13 protein-coding genes are annotated in these 18721 nt (G+C 41.3%); 10 read left to right on the forward strand and 3 right to left on the reverse strand.

Annotated elements, in window-relative coordinates; all coding sequences use genetic code 11:
• Window positions 1-10 precede the first annotated feature (10 nt).
• Complete coding sequence (gene trpS / locus J4E76_RS04070) at window positions 11-982, forward strand: tryptophan--tRNA ligase (RefSeq protein ID WP_208501442.1); 972 nt, start codon at window positions 11-13, stop codon at window positions 980-982.
• Window positions 983-1065: 83 nt separating this feature from the next.
• The gene (locus J4E76_RS04075; RefSeq protein ID WP_208501444.1) at window positions 1066-1605 is read left to right on the forward strand and encodes a hypothetical protein; all 540 of its coding nucleotides are present in this window, start codon (window positions 1066-1068) and stop codon (window positions 1603-1605) included.
• A gap of 3 nt (window positions 1606-1608) precedes the next feature.
• Here the strand turns inward: J4E76_RS04075 and J4E76_RS04080 are convergent, their stop codons facing one another.
• Complete coding sequence (locus J4E76_RS04080; RefSeq protein WP_208501445.1) at window positions 1609-5730, reverse strand: T9SS type A sorting domain-containing protein; 4122 nt, start codon at window positions 5728-5730, stop codon at window positions 1609-1611.
• A 442-nt stretch (window positions 5731-6172) separates the two neighbouring features.
• On the opposite strand from J4E76_RS04080, the gene J4E76_RS04085 reads away from it, so the two are divergent.
• The 5 genes from J4E76_RS04085 (at window position 6173) to J4E76_RS04105 (ending at window position 11652) form a co-directional block, all read left to right on the forward strand.
• Entirely contained in the window at window positions 6173-8212 is a 2040-nt protein-coding gene (locus J4E76_RS04085; RefSeq protein WP_208501447.1) for a M3 family metallopeptidase, read from the forward strand.
• Window positions 8209-9375, forward strand: coding sequence for a nitrate/nitrite transporter (locus J4E76_RS04090; RefSeq protein ID WP_208501449.1), 1167 nt, complete (start codon window positions 8209-8211; stop codon window positions 9373-9375). The genes J4E76_RS04085 and J4E76_RS04090 overlap by 4 nt, the downstream gene beginning before the upstream one ends.
• Window positions 9372-10640, forward strand: a complete 1269-nt coding sequence (locus tag J4E76_RS04095; RefSeq protein ID WP_208501451.1) for an RNA polymerase sigma factor — start codon at window positions 9372-9374, stop codon at window positions 10638-10640. The genes J4E76_RS04090 and J4E76_RS04095 overlap by 4 nt, the downstream gene beginning before the upstream one ends.
• Before the next feature lie 67 nt (window positions 10641-10707).
• Entirely contained in the window at window positions 10708-11064 is a 357-nt protein-coding gene (locus J4E76_RS04100; protein WP_208501453.1) for a YciI family protein, read from the forward strand.
• A gap of 108 nt (window positions 11065-11172) precedes the next feature.
• Window positions 11173-11652, forward strand: a complete 480-nt coding sequence (locus J4E76_RS04105) for an SRPBCC family protein (protein WP_236017268.1) — start codon at window positions 11173-11175, stop codon at window positions 11650-11652.
• Here the strand turns inward: J4E76_RS04105 and J4E76_RS04110 are convergent, their stop codons facing one another.
• Window positions 11653-12240: a peptidylprolyl isomerase gene (locus J4E76_RS04110; protein ID WP_208501455.1), complete on the reverse strand. Its 588-nt coding sequence runs from the start codon at window positions 12238-12240 to the stop codon at window positions 11653-11655.
• A gap of 29 nt (window positions 12241-12269) precedes the next feature.
• A complete protein-coding gene (locus J4E76_RS04115) occupies window positions 12270-13382 on the reverse strand; it encodes a DEAD/DEAH box helicase (RefSeq protein ID WP_208501457.1) in 1113 nt (370 codons plus the stop codon).
• A gap of 84 nt (window positions 13383-13466) precedes the next feature.
• On the opposite strand from J4E76_RS04115, the gene mog reads away from it, so the two are divergent.
• From mog to J4E76_RS04130, 3 genes are all read left to right on the forward strand, one after another.
• Window positions 13467-14012, forward strand: a complete 546-nt coding sequence (mog, locus tag J4E76_RS04120; protein ID WP_208501458.1) for a molybdopterin adenylyltransferase — start codon at window positions 13467-13469, stop codon at window positions 14010-14012.
• A gap of 164 nt (window positions 14013-14176) precedes the next feature.
• On the forward strand, window positions 14177-16981 hold the full coding sequence (locus tag J4E76_RS04125; RefSeq protein ID WP_208501459.1) for a TonB-dependent receptor domain-containing protein: 2805 nt from the start codon (window positions 14177-14179) through the stop codon (window positions 16979-16981).
• A 12-nt stretch (window positions 16982-16993) separates the two neighbouring features.
• Window positions 16994-18496, forward strand: a complete 1503-nt coding sequence (locus tag J4E76_RS04130) for a hypothetical protein (protein ID WP_208501460.1) — start codon at window positions 16994-16996, stop codon at window positions 18494-18496.
• Window positions 18497-18721: the final 225 nt, after the last annotated feature.

An 18721-nucleotide genomic window follows, 5' to 3' on the forward strand; every position in this document is an offset into this window, starting at 1 on the left:
AATTTTACCAATGGCAAGAATACTCACCGGTATCCAAAGTTCAGGAAAACCACACCTCGGAAACATCCTTGGTGCTATGAAACCGGCCATCGACTTATCTAACGATCCCAAGAACGAATCATTCTTTTTTATAGCGGATCTCCATTCCCTGACAACAATCAAAGACCCACAGACCAGGATTGAGAACACCAATGCTGTGGCTGCGGCCTGGCTCGCCTGTGGTTTCAATACTGAAAAAAACACCTTTTACAGACAATCAAGAGTGCCTGAGGTCTGTGAATTGAATTGGTATATGAACTGTTTTACTCCTTTCCCCATGCTCGCAAATGCGCATAGCTTTAAGGACAAAGCAGACCGTTTGTCTGATGTGAATGCCGGACTATTCACTTACCCCGTGTTAATGGCATGTGACATACTCTTGTATGATGCCAATATTGTACCCGTAGGAAAAGACCAAAGGCAACATCTTGAAATGACGAGAGACATTGCGAGTGGTATCAATCACTCTTATGGAGAAGTATTCGTTCTACCTGAAGCCCAGATAAACGAGGAGGTCATGACAATACCGGGTATTGATGGTCAAAAAATGAGCAAGTCTTATGGCAATATCATAGATATTTTTCAAGCTGATAAACCACTTAGAAAGAACATCATGAAGATTGTGACAGATAGCACTCCTTTAGAAGACCCAAAAGACCCTGCTAGTGATATCACCTTCTCATTGTACTCTTTGCTAGCAAACGACAGTCAGATAGAGGAAATGAGGAAGAATTACCTGGGTGGCAACTATGGTTATGGTCACGCTAAGCAAGCCCTTTACGAGCTCATTCTTGATAAGTTTTCGAAGGAACGGGAGACCTACAACTACTATATGGAAAACCCACAATTATTAGAAGAAGAACTCACAAAAGGCGAGAAAAAAGCACGAGTAGTGGCTAGAGAGGTGTTGTCGAGAGTTAAATCGACTTTAGGCTTTGCTTGAAACTTTGAACATTGAAATCTTTTCAGGGTTTAAAGTGCACCAAATGGTTAGAAATATCGTTTCATATTCGTAAACTTAATCCAATGAAAAAGTTCTCCATTTCATTATCTCTGGTTCTGACCTTGCTGATCACTTTGTCTTGCGACAATGATGATTCCTCTTCCGAATTTACTGGTAATGAGGTTAGACTTGAAATGATTCCTGGAACGGTACAAGGCAATACGACTACAGGAACACTCTTAATTCGTGAAAGAAGCAATGGACAGGCACAGATAGAGATTAGCCTGAACAATGTTTTAACCAATGCGGATCACCCGGTCCACTTGCACGTAGGCAGCTTAGATGATGATGGAGATGTGGTGTTATTGTTAGAAAGACTCACCGAACAAAATGGCATTGGAAGAAGTGTTACCATCCTCGATGCACTGGAAGACAACACGACCCTTAATTATTCCAGTTTCTTGAATTTTAACGGAAGTGTAAAGGTTCATTTCGAAGATTCGGGACCTCTTGAAAACGAAGTCTTGGGTGCTGTGAATATTGGAATTAATACTTCTGGAAATCAGGCTTACTTGGATGGCCTAAAATCTATTACAATTTGTAATTCCGACTTCGGAAACTAGACCTCATCTCACAATTACCTTTTTTCTTGTTTGACGACTTCCATCCGTCAACCTGATAACGTATATACCTGGCTTCAAGCCAGATGTACTGACAGACAAGCCATCCCGAACAAGTCTATGATCAACATTAGCTTCTCTACCAAATTGATCGATTAGTTGCAATTGAAGGTATTCCGTCACATAAACTGATGGCAGCTTAATTGTCAAATTTGAATTAACAATCACTGGGTTTGGGTATACATTAATCTCGAAGGGCTGAGTACTTCCATCATAAAAAACCGACCTAATCTCAGAATACTCAAACTGCCCATTAAAATCCGTTTGTTTTAACCTATAGAATGACCTGCCTCGCAATGGACTTCTATCTGTAGCATTATAGGTGATCAACTCTTCTGAGTTACCAGCGCCTGCCAGAGTAAGCACCGGTGAAAAATTAATCCCGTCAATAGATCTCTCAATAGTATAAAAGTCATTATTCTCTTCTGAAGAAGTCACCCACTCCAATTCCACAGTAGACTCTGTCAAACGCACATCGAAGCTAAGCAATACGATTGGGAGCCTGTCAGTTGTGTTATCCATAGCATATAGATCTCCGAAAGCATCTACATTGGTAATTGAAACTGTATTGGTAACCGGATTGACCGTACCTGCAACATGCCAGTCTAAAAATGCTTCTCCCGGAGGCGTTCGATATACGGTGCCTACCATGCTCGCTTCGGTTCCCGTTACATCAGCATCTACATAAGTATAAGAAGCATTGAAACGTGGGCCAGAGATATCACTAGGGCTGACTGTCCAGAACCTACTGATAAACGCAACAGCAGCCGTACCATCATCATCACCACCAGCACCAGTATTGTCCGTATCTCTACTTGGGTGGTCAGCATCAGTAATTGAGAAGTCCAAAAATGGGCTACCTCCAAAAGTGGCTGAACTAATCGTAAATGAGTTTATTGGAGAATAATCATCCGCATCACCCATTGGAAAACTTAATGTCGCTCCTGCTGAAGAATATAATTGCCTCAAAACTCCAGTTCCTGAATCCTGAATGTAACTGGTTGAGCTTCCTCCAGAAATGGTCGCACCATCTGCAATAATTAAATTTTGGTTACCCATTGTGAAATCCCCGGCTGTCAGAGTAAGTACTCCATTGATTGTAAACACTGTGTTTGTGGTAACATCCACTCCGTCAGCTTTATCAATCGTAAGGTTATGATAAAACCCATCAGTTGTCGGTTCAATTAATTGATTTGCACTTGTGCGATTATAAGTAACAGTATTTGGGCTAGCAGAAGCAGTAAAATTGGTGATAGAGAAGTTACCCGTTGAACCACCATATAACATCACTCCATTCAATCCATTGATAAAAGTACCCGTACCAGAAGTAGTGGCAAGTCTGTCTGTAATATTCAGACCACCTGTGTTGGTGTTGGTATAACTAGCTCCATCATTTATAATAAAATCTGACATAGAAGTCATGATCGATGAGCCAGATATAGTTCCTGTTGCACTAGTCAATGTGTAATTACAACCATTTGTTGTACTACAACCAGTGAAAGTACCATCATTTGCCAAGTTACCATTGATAGTCGGATCGTAAGGTGAAGTAGCCACCCAAGACCCGCTAGCACCTACTGAAATATTGTTGTAACTGTATGTTCCTCCATTACCATCACTTGTATATGTACCGTTGGTTACTGTTATAATGCCTGTTGAGGTGATTGTCGGGCTAGCAACATTAATTGTACCTCCTCCAGTAATATCCATATTCACAAAACTGATTATTCCCGAATTGATATCGTTTGTACCACCACTGATATCGTAGTCTCCTGCAATTGACAGCGTATTGGCCGCATTGTTTTTATTAAACGATCCGCTTGAAACCGTCAATCCTCCAGTGGCATTGGACAAGGTAAGTGTCCCTTCAGAAAGTGTTACCGAGCCAGTAGCAACTGACATATCAGTGGCATCAATAGTAGATGGATTTACCGGAGTTGTAGCCTCATTCATTGTCATGGTACCGCCTGTGATAATAATATCCCCTGTGATATTCAGATCTCCATCATTATGATCGAAAGTGCCATTGGACATTGTCAGATCGGCTCCAACATTGATAACGGCCTCGCTATTATTAGGCTGAAATTCTCCAGTTCCTGAAATTGTGATGTCATTAGTAATGGATAGAAGGTGATCACCATTAATATTGACTACCCCCCCGCTAATGGTCATTCCTCCCGTGGCATTCGAAAGTGTCAGGGTTCCATCTGCAAGGTTTGCTGTACCTGCGGTCATGGTAAGGTCCGTGGCATCAACCGTACTTGTCTCGCCCCCCATATTCATAAGGCCCGTACCAGAAATCAATATATCTCCGGTCACATTGACATCTCCATTATTGTGATCGTACTCTCCTGAACTAATGACTATATCTCCACCCACATTAGTAGTGGCACCGGTCGCATTTGAGGTAAGTTCGCCACCACTAATAGAAATGTTATTAGTCACCTCCAATGTGGAGGTAGTCGTGACCGATACTATCGATCCTGTGTTAATCGTTAGCCCACCACTGGGATTAGAAAGGGTTAAGGTACCTTCAGGTAGTGTTACTGTTGTATTAGTAACGGTCATATCTGTGGCATCTACGGTCGAAGGATTTGTCGTTTCATTCAAAGTCATGGTACCACCCGTGAAGGTCATATCTCGAGAAATATTCACATCACCATTATTGTGATCATAAAGTCCAGCGGACATCAATAAGTCACCGCTAATATTAGCAACAGCAGACACATTGTTTGGAGAATATTCAGCAGTCGCATTTGCAATATTCAAATCGTTGGTGACATTGAGGGTTGCTGCATTGTGTATTAAAACCCCAGCTGCATTCAGTGTGATTCCATCAGAGCCGGCATTGGTGGCATTCACCGTGCCACCGGCCAAAGTCATTGTAGCATTTTCAATTATAATCTGATCTGCGTCCAGAGTAGAGGTCCCAGTATATGTAACAGTACCTCCTGAGATCAAGAAATCATCTGTAATATTTACATCGCCATTATTGTGGTCATAAAGTCCACCAGTCATAATAATATCACCAGAAATATTGGCGACAGCACCGACATTGTTAGGCTCTAATTCACTGTCTGCCGTAATGGTCAAATTACCTGAAACAGTAAGCGTATTGGCCGATTGCAGACGCATTCTTCCTCTTGTCAACGTAAGATTATTGTTTACGGTAGCATCAGCAAGGTTTACATCCACCCGAGTAGTAGCATTAGGTTTATTTACTGTTAGATTGTAGAAGGGTCCGAGCGTAATGTTTTCATTTCCTGTACCATCGTAAATAACGGTGTTCCCAACTGTATTGAGTGTAAAGGTCAATTCTGAATAAGCTCCATTATCTCTTAGGTTGAGCACGCCAGTACTTCCATTTACAAATACTCCAGTTATTGGTGCAGTAGCCCCATCAATATTATCGGTAACCACTAGTAAGCCATTATTGGTTAGCGTAACACCATTATTTACACGGATATCAGTAATATAAACCGTATCGGAACCGCTTATGGTTGAACCATTGGTTCGGAAGGTATATCGACAGCCAGTTGTATTTGAACAACCATTCCAAGTATCCCCATTATGAACAATACTTCCGTCTATATTGAATACCTCTGTGACATTACCATTGTCCCAGGTGCCCCCTGAGTTAACAGTAATATTGGTAAAGGTTTTAGTTCCTGTAGCGCTTGAAAATGATAATGTGCCGTCAATTGTAGTTGTGCCGAATTCGTTAAATCGAATACCTCCGATTGTGGCCGTTCCAGAAGTAATACCAAAGTTCCCTGTGACATCGATGCGCTGGTTATTAGATGTCCCCGTCAGGCTAGAGGTGCCAGACATGGTTAGATCTCCACTAACATTCAATCGTCTATTGGCCGTCCAGTCCAGTTGCCCAGAGCCTTGAAGTGTAAGATTGGTGATGTTCCTTGTGCCCGTATTGGCCATTGTCACTACATCACCAGTGGCAATAATCACATTGTCGGTCGAACCTGGTGTAGAACCGCCCTGATCCCAGGTAGTGCCATCGTCCCAATTACCGCCACCTCCGGTGCTAGTAAAAGTAGTCTGCGCCCACATGGGAAAAGACAATAATAACAATATGTATACTAGACCAACTCTCACTGGTGATTGAGTAATATTTAGGTGACTTCTAGTAAAGGAGATTGTGCTAACCCAAAAGGATAGCTAGTCGCAAAACGATAGGTCTAGAGTTTGCGCGTAGAAATAGTACTTGAAAATACTCAAAAATGCCCTCTAATCATAATAAACCTACCCAACTCCCTCACTCGTTCCATGCCCCACTTTCGTTTATTAGTAACCTTTAGCCTTATAATACCCTTCTTTCTTTATGGTATTTTTTATCTTTTTTATTGAACCATACCTCTATGATTTTATGATTCCCTTATCAGGATTATCTCTTCTGTAGAGCTGGTCATCAAGATTATTTTGAATATTCTTTCGATTAGAGAACGATTATTCGAGACAATCTTGTTTATACTTGCAACGAATAATTTGACCTATGAGTAATCCACTTGTTGACATACCCAATACTCCTTTCAAGACTCCGCCATTTTCGGCCATTAAGAATGAACATTTCAAGCCTGCCATCGAGCAATTAATTGAGGTGGCTAAATCAGAAATAGATGAAATCATTGAGCGAATAGATATTCCTGACTTTGCTAATACAATAGAGGCATTAGAAAAAGCGGGAAAGCAATTAGACAGGGCGTCTTCTATATTCTTTAATCTGAACAGTGCTGAGACTAATGACGAAATTCAGGCGATTGCTAAGGAGGTTTCACCACTCCTTACCGAGTTCTCAAACGACATCCTCTTGAATGAAAGGCTCTTCAACAAAGTCAAATCGGTGTATGATACTGTAGAGCGATCCTTTCTGAATACGGAACAAAAGACACTGCTTGATAAGACCTACAAAGGTTTTGTCAGAAATGGAGCCTTATTAGACAATAATCAAAAAGATCAGCTCAGAAAGATAGATGTAGAACTGGCACAACTCTCATTGACATTTGGAGAGCATGTTCTTGCAGAGACGAATAAGTATGAAATGATCATTGATAATGACGAAGATCTAGCCGGCCTACCCCAATTCGTTATCAATCAAGCTTCCGAAACTGCAAAAGAGAAAGGGCATGAAGGTAAATGGGTCTTCACTCTGGATTATCCAAGTTACGTTCCCTTTGTCACCTACGCTGCCAACCGCGAGTTGAGAAAAGAACTTAGCATTGCTGCAGGCTCCAAAGCTTTCAAAGGAGACGAGTTTGACAATCAGGACATTGTCAAACAAATAGCCTCATTAAGACATCAGAGAGCTAACTTACTGGGATATGATACACACGCTCACTTTATACTAGAAGAGCGCATGGCCGAGTCTCCGGAAAAGGTGATGTCCTTTTTATCTGAAATAGGCACTTACGGAAAAGGAGGAGCCGAAAGAGATGTTCAGGAAGTCGCTGACTATGCAGAGCAGTTAGACGGTATAGAAGAACTACAACGCTGGGACTTCGCCTACTACTCTGAAAAACTTAAGAAAGAAAAGTACACCATCGATGATGAAATGCTCAAGCCTTACTTCAAGTTGGAAAACGTCATTGATGGAGTTTTTGAGACAGCTAAACGTTTATTTGATCTTGACTTCGTCAGAACAGATAAGATAGATAAGTACCATTCTGATGTAATGACATATGAAGTCAAAGATTCTTCGGGTAAGCATGTCTCAGTCTTTTATGCGGACTTCTTTCCAAGAGCTGGGAAACGTGCTGGGGCCTGGATGACTTCCTACGCGGGTCAATATAAAGATCAGGACGGTGACCACCGACCACTTGTATCTATCGTCTGCAACTTTACTAAACCTACTGGAGATACCCCATCCCTCCTAGCTTTCAATGAAGTCACAACGCTTTTTCATGAATTCGGACACGCACTCCATGGCATGCTAGCCAATGGTCAATACGAGAGTCTTAGTGGGACTAGCGTATACTGGGACTTTGTGGAACTTCCGTCTCAAATACTAGAAAACTGGTGTTATGAAAAGGAATGTCTTGACCTCTTTGCTAAACATTATGAAACTGGAGAAGCAATCCCAACAGAGTTGATTCAAAAGATTAAGGACAGTGCCAACTTCATGGAAGGCTACCAAACAATGAGGCAGCTCAGCTTCGGTATGCTGGATATGGCTTGGCATGGACAAGACAACTCTAATATCGAAGGAGTCGCACAATTTGAGCGATCAATTATGTCCAAAACGGACGTACTGCCTTCAATCCCAAACACAAATATGAGTTGTGCATTCTCTCATATTTTTCAGGGTGGTTATTCCGCAGGATATTACAGTTATAAGTGGGCAGAAGTCCTTGATGCTGATGCATTTGAGTACTTTAAGCAAAATGGTATATTTAATAAGGAAGTTGCCGACCTGTTTAAGGATAACGTACTATCCAGAGGTGGAGCCGAGCATCCGATGATATTGTATAAAAAGTTCAGAGGACAGGAACCAGATGTGAAGGCGTTGTTAAGGCGTGCTGGCTTAGTGAAAAGTTGAGTCAGGTACCCAAGCGCATATTGCCCGCTATAGTTTTCGCGCAGTTTGCGGGAACCTCGTTGTGGTTTGCTGGCAATGCCATACTACCTCAGCTTCAAAGTTCCTGGGATCTGCCAGAGAGCAGTCTGGCCAATGTTACTTCAATGGTAATGTTAGGTTTTATCACAGGCACTTTCCTTTTTGCATTGTTTTCGGTAGCAGATAGATTCAAACCAAGCAGAGTCTTTCTTGCATGCTCTATTCTAGGAGCCAGCTTCAACCTGATGCTGATGTTCCTACCGAATAGTTATTTCAATCTACTCCTACTGCGTTTCATGACAGGAATTTTCATAGCTGGCATCTACCCTGTAGGGATGAAAATTTCAGCCGACTGGTTTGGAAACAAACTTGGAAAGGCCCTAGGCTACTTGGTTGGAGCTTTAGTGATTGGCTCGGCATTTCCGCATCTATTGAATCATTTTGGCACATCACTCTCCTGGGAGTTTGTTCTCATTGGCACATCTATCCTTGCGCTTTTGGGTGGTATCACTATGATTCTCTTCGTTGGAGAGGGTCCTCACCGCGTATTAGGTGCCCGTTTCGAACCAGGGAAAATGATTGATGTTTTCCGTAAAAAAGACTTCCGGTCTGCTGCCTTTGGCTATTTCGGGCATATGTGGGAACTCTATACGCTTTGGGCATTTATACCAGTCATACTACTCTACTATAATGAGACACACTCTACTGATATTCCCATTAGCTTATGGACCTTTCTGATTATTGCAATGGGATCCATTGGCTGCGTTTTAGGAGGAGTATTTTCAGTTAAGCTAGGAAGCGCCAAAGTAGCGCTCAGGTTCTTATTCTTATCTGGTGTATTGTGCCTGGCCTCCCCTCTTTTTTATCAATTACCCGAACCTCTGTTTCTAGGGATATTCCTTATTTGGGGGTTTGCCGTCATAGGCGATTCAGCACAATTCTCATCACTTAATGCCCTCACAGCACCTCCTGAATTTAAAGGAACGGCACTTACAATTGCCGTAAGCATTGGTTTTTTACTCACAATACCGAGTATTCAGTTATTAAGTCTCTTAACTGAACAGATGGATACTCGTTGGCTTCTGTTTACCTTAGTAATAGGTCCTATCTTTGGATTGCTCCATACTAGAAAATTGATTAGATGAATTCCGAAACAAGTGGTAAAGAAAGCAAGGCCTTAGCCGAACACTTCTTTCGACTGGAATATGCAAAGATTGTCGCAGTGATTACCCCATACTTTGGTCTAAGTAAGATAGATCTGGCAGAAGACATTGTTCAAGACACACTGTTGGAGGCCATTCATACTTGGGAATACAAGGGCATTCCAGATAACCCTGCTGCATGGCTCTATACGGTTGCCAAAAACAAAGCACTCAATAGTCTCAAGAGAATAGAGATTGAGAAAAAATACATTGAATCGACAACCTACCCTTTGCTCACATCAGAAACAACGTTTTCTGAAGAGCAAATAGCTGATGATCAGCTAAGAATGATGTTCGCCTGCTGTAACCCTGCCATTTCTCAAGATGCTCAGATAAGTCTCATTCTCAAGACGCTCTGCGGACTTAGCATAGGAGAAATTGCCAATGCATTCGTAACATCTAACGAGACTATAAATAAACGTTTGGTCAGGGCCAGAAAAGTGCTGAAAGACATACAGGCGCCATTTGAAATCCCCAATGATCAAGTGTTAGAAGAACGCTTAATTGCAGTTCATAAAACCGTTTTTCTACTATTCAATGAAGGTTATAGTACTTCTAAAGGCGATCAGTTGATCAACTATGAATTATGCCTAGAGGCAATTCGACTCACAGAATTAATCAGCAATCATCCGAAATTCGCCAGTCATTCATCTCCACATGCCCTACTTGCCTTGATGCTTCTGAACGCCTCTCGATTTAAAGCGAGAATGGCTGACGATGGAGCAATTATAAGAATGGTCGATCAGGACAGATCTTTGTGGGATCAAAGGCTCATAGGCCTAGGCTTACAGCACCTAGGAAAGATTCCAGACCACAATGAAGTAAGCATTTATCATATTTTGGCTACAATATCCGCCTACCACTGTACTTCAAAAAACTACGAAAGCACTAATTGGGAAGGTATTCTGAAAATGTACGATGTACTGATATCTATTGATAACTCCTCCCTTGTGAGACTCAACCGGGCCATAGCATTGGCTAAAGTTGAAGGTGCAAAAGCAGGTATCAAAGAACTACTGAATATTGAGAAAACCATTCCCCCTGCCTATCACCTCTTTCACACAACCCTGGCAGAATTGTATATGGAAACGGAACAGTTCGACATTGCCATTATTTGGTTTCAAGAAGCGCTTAAATTGAAAGTAAGCAACAAAGAAAAACAGCTAATAACGAACAGAATCGAAGTCTGTAGTCAAGGTCTAAAATAAATTTCAGTTTACTGTCCCTATTTCATTTGTGAAATTGTAGTAGGGTCAAACACTTAAAAAGAAAGTTATGAAAGAATTTATGGCATTTATTTACACCCAAGGAGACCATATGGCAGAGATGTCTCCTGCCGAACAGCAAGACCATGTTGAGCGTGTTGGGGGATACATCCAAAGCCTTATGGGAAATGGCACAATGAAAGGGGCCCAGCCGCTTGAAATGTCTGGCATTACCATTTCTGGGACAAAGGACAATTTGCATGACTCCCCTTTCAATGAAACCAAGGAAATCATAGGAGGATACTATCATTTGGTGGCAGATTCAATCGAAGAAGTTGCCGATGTGATCAGAAAAGACCCGAGGTTTGAGGATGGACCATGGAAAATCGAAATCCGGCCTATCAGGGTAGTTCAGGGCATAAACTAGTACATTCAATAGTCGTCATTTGTCTCATCAGTTTTTCGATTACGCAAATGACGACTTCGATCAAACACTTTCAATCAATCTAAAGTTGTGATACCATATTTTAAGAAAATGGTATCAATAGAAGGTCACTCAGGCATTTACACCCTCAGGACAGAACAGTTACTCAACACAGATTTGAATACGGCATGGGAGTTCTTTTCCTCTCCTAATAACCTAGTCAAAATCACCCCAGAGCATATGGCCTTTGAAATAACATCAGGCAAAGCCAAGCCTATGTATCCTGGTCAGATCATTACGTATAAGGTTTCTCCTTTTCCCGGTGTAAGAGCAAGCTGGGTTACAGAAATCACACATGTGAAGGATCATGAGTTCTTTGTCGATGAACAACGCTTTGGTCCTTACAGTATGTGGCATCACGAACATATATTCAAGGTAACTGATAAAGGCTTAATGATGTGGGATAAAGTGTCCTATAAGCTACCATTTGGCATTCTGGGAAGAATGATCCATCCGATATTGGTAAAGAACAAGCTTACACAGATTTTCACTCATCGATATAAGGTACTGGAGGAAGTTTTTCCTGCCTAACTATTTACTTCCCTTGGGTATTTCAAATCCATAAGCCGAGATTTCGGCCTCAGTCATACGGACTACATTAACATCTAAAGTAATTGGTGTTGATGGTTTGTTGCTAGAATCCTTTTCTACTTTAACAATTTGATCCACAACATCCATCCCTTTAAATACCTGGCCGTAAATCATGTAGTTTCCATCCAAGCGAGCCAAGCCATCCTTATTTTGAACAATATAAAACTGACATGCGGCAGATAGTTTACCAGGATTGTCATCTCTACCAGCTCCAAAAGCTCCATAGATATGCTTTTTGCCCGCCTCAAACTCTGGTTCTAACAAATGAACAGAGTAAGCAAACCCTTCAGGTGTGTCAGGGCAACCACCTTGAGCAACGAAGTTTTCGATAACCCGATTGAAGGTGTAATCATCCCAATAGCCCTCATTAGCCAACTCTATAAAAGCCTTTTTATGTTTGGGCGCTTCATCGTATAACCAAACAAGTATTTCGCCCATTGGCGTCTTAATCTGACCAACTTCGTAGGTCTTGTCTTGGGCACAGGCTGTTGAAGTGATAACAAATAGTAAGAAAAGGGCCTTTTTCATATGAATCCGTTTCCCTAAACTTATTAAAATTAGCTCAATGGTTGAATTTTGATCTTTAATTCCTTTTGAAGTGTATGGATATGCTCCTTTTCACGATCACTGATAAAAAGTACTGAGTTACCTTTAAGACCGGCTCTTCCCGTTCTTCCACTTCGATGAGTATAGTACTCCGTTTGCTGTGGTAACTCATAATGTATTACAAAGCTCAGCCCCTTGACATCGATTCCCCTAGCGGCAATATCAGTTGTAACTAAAAGGTCGACCTTTTCACTTTTGAATTTACGCATAGCCTTATCTCTATCCCTTTGCCCCATATCTCCTTCAATCACATCGACTAGAAGGTTTTTAGCCAACAATTGTTTTGCTAAAGTACGGGCAGTCCTCTTGGTCTGACAGAAGATCATTCCCCTCTCTTCTTTATGGTAAGCCAAAAAATGCATCAACTCGGGAAGTTTATCCTTTGAGTTACACACCATATATTCATGAGTAACATTAGAATTAACGCCAGCATTTCTGCTCACCTCTACCTTTCGAAAATCTTTACGCAGAAACTTTTTGATGATTTCTTGAATGCCTTGAGGCATAGTAGCAGAAAAAAGCCAAACGTTCTTTTCGATTGGAACATAACCGAGGATATAATGTATGTCTTGTTTAAAGCCCATACTTAACATCTCGTCTGCTTCATCAAGCACAACATGTCTAACTCTTGTTAGATCAACAGCATCTCTTTTTATCAAGTCCATCAAACGTCCAGGAGTTGCCACAATTACGTGAGTAGGTCTTGTTAGACGTTGTATTTGATTGTTAATATCAGCACCACCATAAACGGCCTCCACAAATATCTTGTCCGTATACTTGGTGAATTTGAAAAGCTGTTTAGCAATCTGTTGACATAACTCCCTTGTTGGCGCAATGATCAAACCTTGCACTTCTGATTTACTAGCATCAATATTTTGTAGAAGAGGTAATCCAAAAGCGGCCGTTTTGCCCGTACCTGTCTGCGCCTGACCCACAAAATCCTCTGATGAATTAAGCAATAAAGGAATTGCCGATTGTTGGATATCAGTTGGTTCAAAAATGTTCAACTCATTAAGACCTTTAATGAGCTTACCGGAAATACCTAATTCAGAAAATGAAGCCACGATTTATATTTTAGCTGACAAAGGTAGAACGAATACTTCGCATTAAAGCATTGGAATAGTCTTAAGTGGGTTGTTTATTTGGGGATGGATTTGGATGGCATACAATCTGTTAAAATTGGCATCATCACTGTGTCTGACCGGGCAAGCAAAGGAGTCTATGAAGACCTCTCTGGTAAGGCCATCATAGATACCCTCAAAGACTATTTGATCACCAAATGGGAACCAATTTATCAGGTAATTCCTGATGAACAGTACTTAATCGAGAGTACTATCAAACAGATGGCGGATAAGGAAAAATGCTCTCTCATTGTAACTACAGGGGGTACTGGTCCTGCATTGAGGGATGTGACACCTGAAGCTACTGAAGCTGTTTGTGACAAAATGATGCCCGGGTTCGGAGAACTGATGCGTCAAGTTAGCCTTCAATATGTACCCACCGCTATCCTATCAAGGCAAACTGCCGGTATTCGTGGAAATTCACTAATCGTCAACCTTCCTGGAAAACCGAAATCTATCAGGGAATGTCTAGATGCAGTTTTTCCTGCTATTCCCTATTGTATCGATCTTATTGAAGGGCCTTTTCTTGAAACTAATCCTGACAAAATCTCGGTCTTCAGGCCGAAAGGTTAATAGCGCTTTGTTGCTTTTGCGTTAGTCAATCGTTTTAGGATAGAGAATGATTTATTCTCTATCAACTTCAACCATTGACACTATCTGCCAAATTCAGAGACTTTAGGTCTAGCAGTATCTATCTTAAGCACTTTTGCTTTTTGCTGATCGTCCTTTTGTTTTCAATGAAAGACGTCTCCGCTCAGGTGATTGGTGGAAAGGTCGTAATGGAAAATGGCAAAGACACCCCCATTCCCTTTGCAAATGTTAAGCTTGTCGGACCTGAATATCTAAACAGAGCAGTTGGAGTCTCTTCAGATGAGAAGGGCGTATTTATTTTGGCTGTAAAAAAATTCCCTGTTGAGATCGAAGTTAGCGCTCTGGGTTTCATCTCTCAAAAGATTAAACTAAGTGAGACTAAGATTGATCTGATTATAAGACTCAAGCAATCATCATTACAGCTTGACGATTTCATTTTGGTAGAAGAAAAGATATCCGAGGAAGAGCTAAAGGCTCCTATCGAAACTATCAAAGTGAATCTTGCCGCTATACAAAGCACGCCTTCCTTCAATTACTTTGATGCTGTCGGTAACCTAAAAGGGGTTGATCTCACCACACAGAGTGTGGTCATCAACAATGTAAACACCAGAGGTTTCAACTCTACAACAAATCAGAGGTTTAGACAATTTACAGATGGAGTGGACCAACAGGCACCCGGTTTAAGCTTTGCACTTGGAAATGTTGCCGGACCAAGCTCTTTAGATGTTGAATCTATTGAACTCATTCCTGGTCCCTCATCGGCCTTTTACGGTCCATCTTCATTCAATGGAGTTTTAGAACTCAAGACAAAAAATGCTTTTGATTACCCTGGACTAACATTCTCCGCTAAAGGAGCCACCGCCTCAGTGGATAAAGACAATTCCAAATTCTTAAACATTGGAGACAACTTCATAGGCGAAGTGGCAGGTCGATATTCATTTTCGATAAAAGATAGGCTTGGCATTAAACTCAATGCATCAATACTTAATGGAGTGGATTTCAGAGCTAGAAACTTTGATAACGTTGGCCCTGGTAACTCCTTTGACCGTGTTCACACAATTGAAAATCAAAGTATAAACTTACTGAATGCTTATGGAGATGACCGATCAGCACTTTTTACCGTACCTAGTGGATTTACCGTTTTTCAAGATGAGAATGCAGGGCCGGTTCTTATTCCCAACCCTAATGATACCGCATTTACTGTAACGAGATCTGGCTATCGCGAAGAAGATCTTGTAGACTACAATGCTTCTAACCTCAAACTTCAAGGGACACTGCAATTCAAAATCAATGAGGACATGATGTTCACCCTCGTTTCCAACTATGCAAAAGCCAGTGCGATGATTACAAATGAGGATAGAATGGCTTTACGAGGTTTTGAGATATTTCAGCAAAAAGCTGAAATACAGGGAAAGAAATTGCTACTGAGAGCTTACTCTACACAACAGAGCGCGGGTGAAACGTATAACGTAGGCCTTTTAGCTGATGAATTAGTACAGAGAGCAAAACCCGATGAGGTTTGGTTTGAGCAATATTTGCGCTTTTACATGGCAAACAGAGGGATCATCAACTCTAGGAATTTTGCGGAATCTCAATTTCCAATTTTCAGGGACTTTTACACCAAGTTTCAACCAGGTACACAGCAGTATGACTCTATAAGGAATAATATCATTACGACTAGAGTGGCGGATGGAGGCGCTCGAATATTTGACAAGTCGAAACTACATCATTTCGAAGCCAAATATGATGTAGGTGAAGTTGGAGCATTTCTCCAAAACTTGACCTTTGGTGGAAACTATAGACTGTATGATCCTCAATCAGCAGGAACAATTTTTATTGACACTGCCAATGTTGATATCACTAACATTGAATATGGTGTCTTTGGAGAGTTTAAAAAGGAACTGGACCCTAGAACTGACCTCAGTGGATCATTAAGGTATGATAAGAATGAAAGCTTTGATGGAAAGTTTAGTCAGAGACTCTCCCTAGTGCGCGAGGCAAAGGCCAACCAGTTCTTCAGAGCTTCGGTTCAACGGGGCTTTCGATTTCCAAATGTTAGAGAGCAATTTTATAATCAAAACTTAGGCGATAAGGTACTGATTGGTGGTCTGGAACAAGTCACAGACTTTTACGAGCTCCAAGGCAATGCGTACATCCAACAATCGCTGAGAGACTATGAGAGGGCAATCATCAATACAATTATTGAAGACAATATTAAGATTGAACTGGCAAAACTAAGGCACATCGATATCTTGGCCAATGGTATTGTCAGACAAGACCAGTTTCGTGGGCTTGAACCAGAAAGGATTACTTCCTTCGAATTTGGATACCGGAGCCTTATTCAGGACAGGAGAGTTTTTGAGGTCAACTATTACCGCAACTATTATCAGAATTTTATCGGTAACCTCAGGATAGTAAAGCCGCGAACAAGCCCTTCACTTGATTTAATTAGAGCTGTAAACCAGGCTTCTAGTCCAGGCACCAGTGACCTCATCTTTGTTACTGCTAATTCCGAGAAACAGATTATCACACAAGGTCTAGAAGTCCTCTACGACATTACCGGTCTTTCCGGCATCAATTTTTCCGTTAATGCCACCTTTGCAGATATCATTCAGGATGCTGATGACCCTTTAATTCCTGGTTTCAATACACCACCTTTTAAGTTTAATGTGAAGGTGGGTCATCGCAGAATATCACGAAACTTTGGTGCTGAATTCACTTGGCGATCACGCACAGCTTTTGATTGGAGAAGCCCCTTTGCCGATGGTCGTGTAACAGGATTTAGCACATTCGATGTTCAACTAACATTCAGAGTACCAAGAGCCAATTCTCTTATCAGAATTGGAGGGAATAATGTCACGAACAACAACCAATTTAATTCGTATGGCGGTCCCGAAATCAGTGCCTTTTATTATGTAAGCTTTTCTTTCGACCCATTTCAGAGTAGATAAACCATGAAGCAGATGAATAGAAAACACTTCCTCTTCTTTATGCTCCTCTTCCTCTATGGTTGTAGTGAGTTTGAATTCCCTGACCCAATTATAACACCAGAGCCTACAGCAGATGCTGACTTCTCAAAAATAGTGTTTATCGGGGGCTCCAGATTTGCAGGAATTGATGATGGCGCCCTTTCCTCTCGCGGTTATCAATTTTCTGTGCCCAACCTCTTCTTAAAAGAACTAGGTTTTGTCAGCTCCGATGCGATTGTCGCGCCCCGGGTAAATTCTGAAAACGGTTTTAACATCTATACAAACACCAACCTCAGTGGAAATGAAGGATCTTTTCGTTTATTCTTTCCGCAAGACGACACACTTTTTTTCAAACGAGAAACTAGATTGGGGACACCTTTGACTTATGAAAATCAGGGAGTTGATCAACTGCAAGTGTTTAGCTTTCCAAACGCGACTATTTTTGAGATCACAGAAGGCACTCAGTCAACTAACCCCTATTTATCCGCATTCTTTAATAACTCATCTTCACTGTTAGAGAGAGCAAAAACAGTATCACCTAGTTTTTTTGTGCTCGACATGGGTTTTGACGACATTTTCGGTTTCGCCAAGAGTGGAATAACAGGTAACATGGCTGTGAATGTGATGAGTAACTTCAACAAAGGAGACTTACTCAGCGAGGATTTGTTTAGGGAAAGAATTCAAAATACAGTGGATGAATTGCTTTCCACAGGTACTGAAGTCAAAGGGCTGCTCTTTAACATTCCTGATATTATAGATTACCCCTTCTTCTCTCTGATGCCCACATCTATAAACAACCATGTTAGATCAAAGGGAAGTCTCAGAATAGATGCCCACTTCAGAGCCGTAGATTTTAATAACCTAATCTTTGATTATTATGACCTGCACCCTGGTGTATCAGATGAAGACAGGCGTCCATTATTGGATTTTGGAGGAGGGATCGATGCTGATAGATGGGGTTTGGTCGCTGAGGACGAGACACTGACAGACCTTGTTTTAAATGGTCTAACGATCCCTAAATTAAAGCAACTTGAACTACTTGATTTTGTATTTTATCAGAACGAGCAACAACTATGGACGGGGTTTGGAAGCTTGGTTGAGAACCCAATAAGAGAAGACGGCTATTTAGATCAAGATGAAGCAAAGCTGATACAAGAGAAAATAGTGGCTTACAATACCATCATTAAAGAAGTGGCCGATGCGTCTAACGGCAAGTTGGCTATAGTTGACATGGCTAAGTTTTTTGAAGAGATGTTCGTTGGCTACAGTCGTTTACTGGGTAACCCTACAGAAGGACTAAACATTGATGGCGTTCGCCTAGAGCCTTTAATAAGTAGGGATGGGATTTTCTCCGGTGATGGCATTAATATGAATCCCGTAGGTAATGCAGTTATCATTAATCGAATGATAGAGGCAATCAATCAACACTTCAATGGTAATCTGACCAAATTGGACCCCAATAATCTTCCCAACACACCCTTTGATATTGGGAATTAGTCAAGCAAACTTCCCTTTTGGCTTATTTAAAGGACGATTTTATACCCAGGATTGTGAATTCGAAGGCCCTGTCTCTTCTCCTATCAAAAGATGATGTGTCGCTTTCTTGACCTCTTTGATTTTCATTTAGATCAATGGCAAAAAAACTTTTTGGACGGTAGTAACTTTTGTCAAGGAGAGCGTTTTGTTTGCAGTGCCTAAAAGGGCAGGCTTAAAACTCTTAAC

This window comes from Roseivirga sp. E12, assembly GCF_017592825.1.
Lineage (GTDB): Bacteria > Bacteroidota > Bacteroidia > Cytophagales > Cyclobacteriaceae > Roseivirga.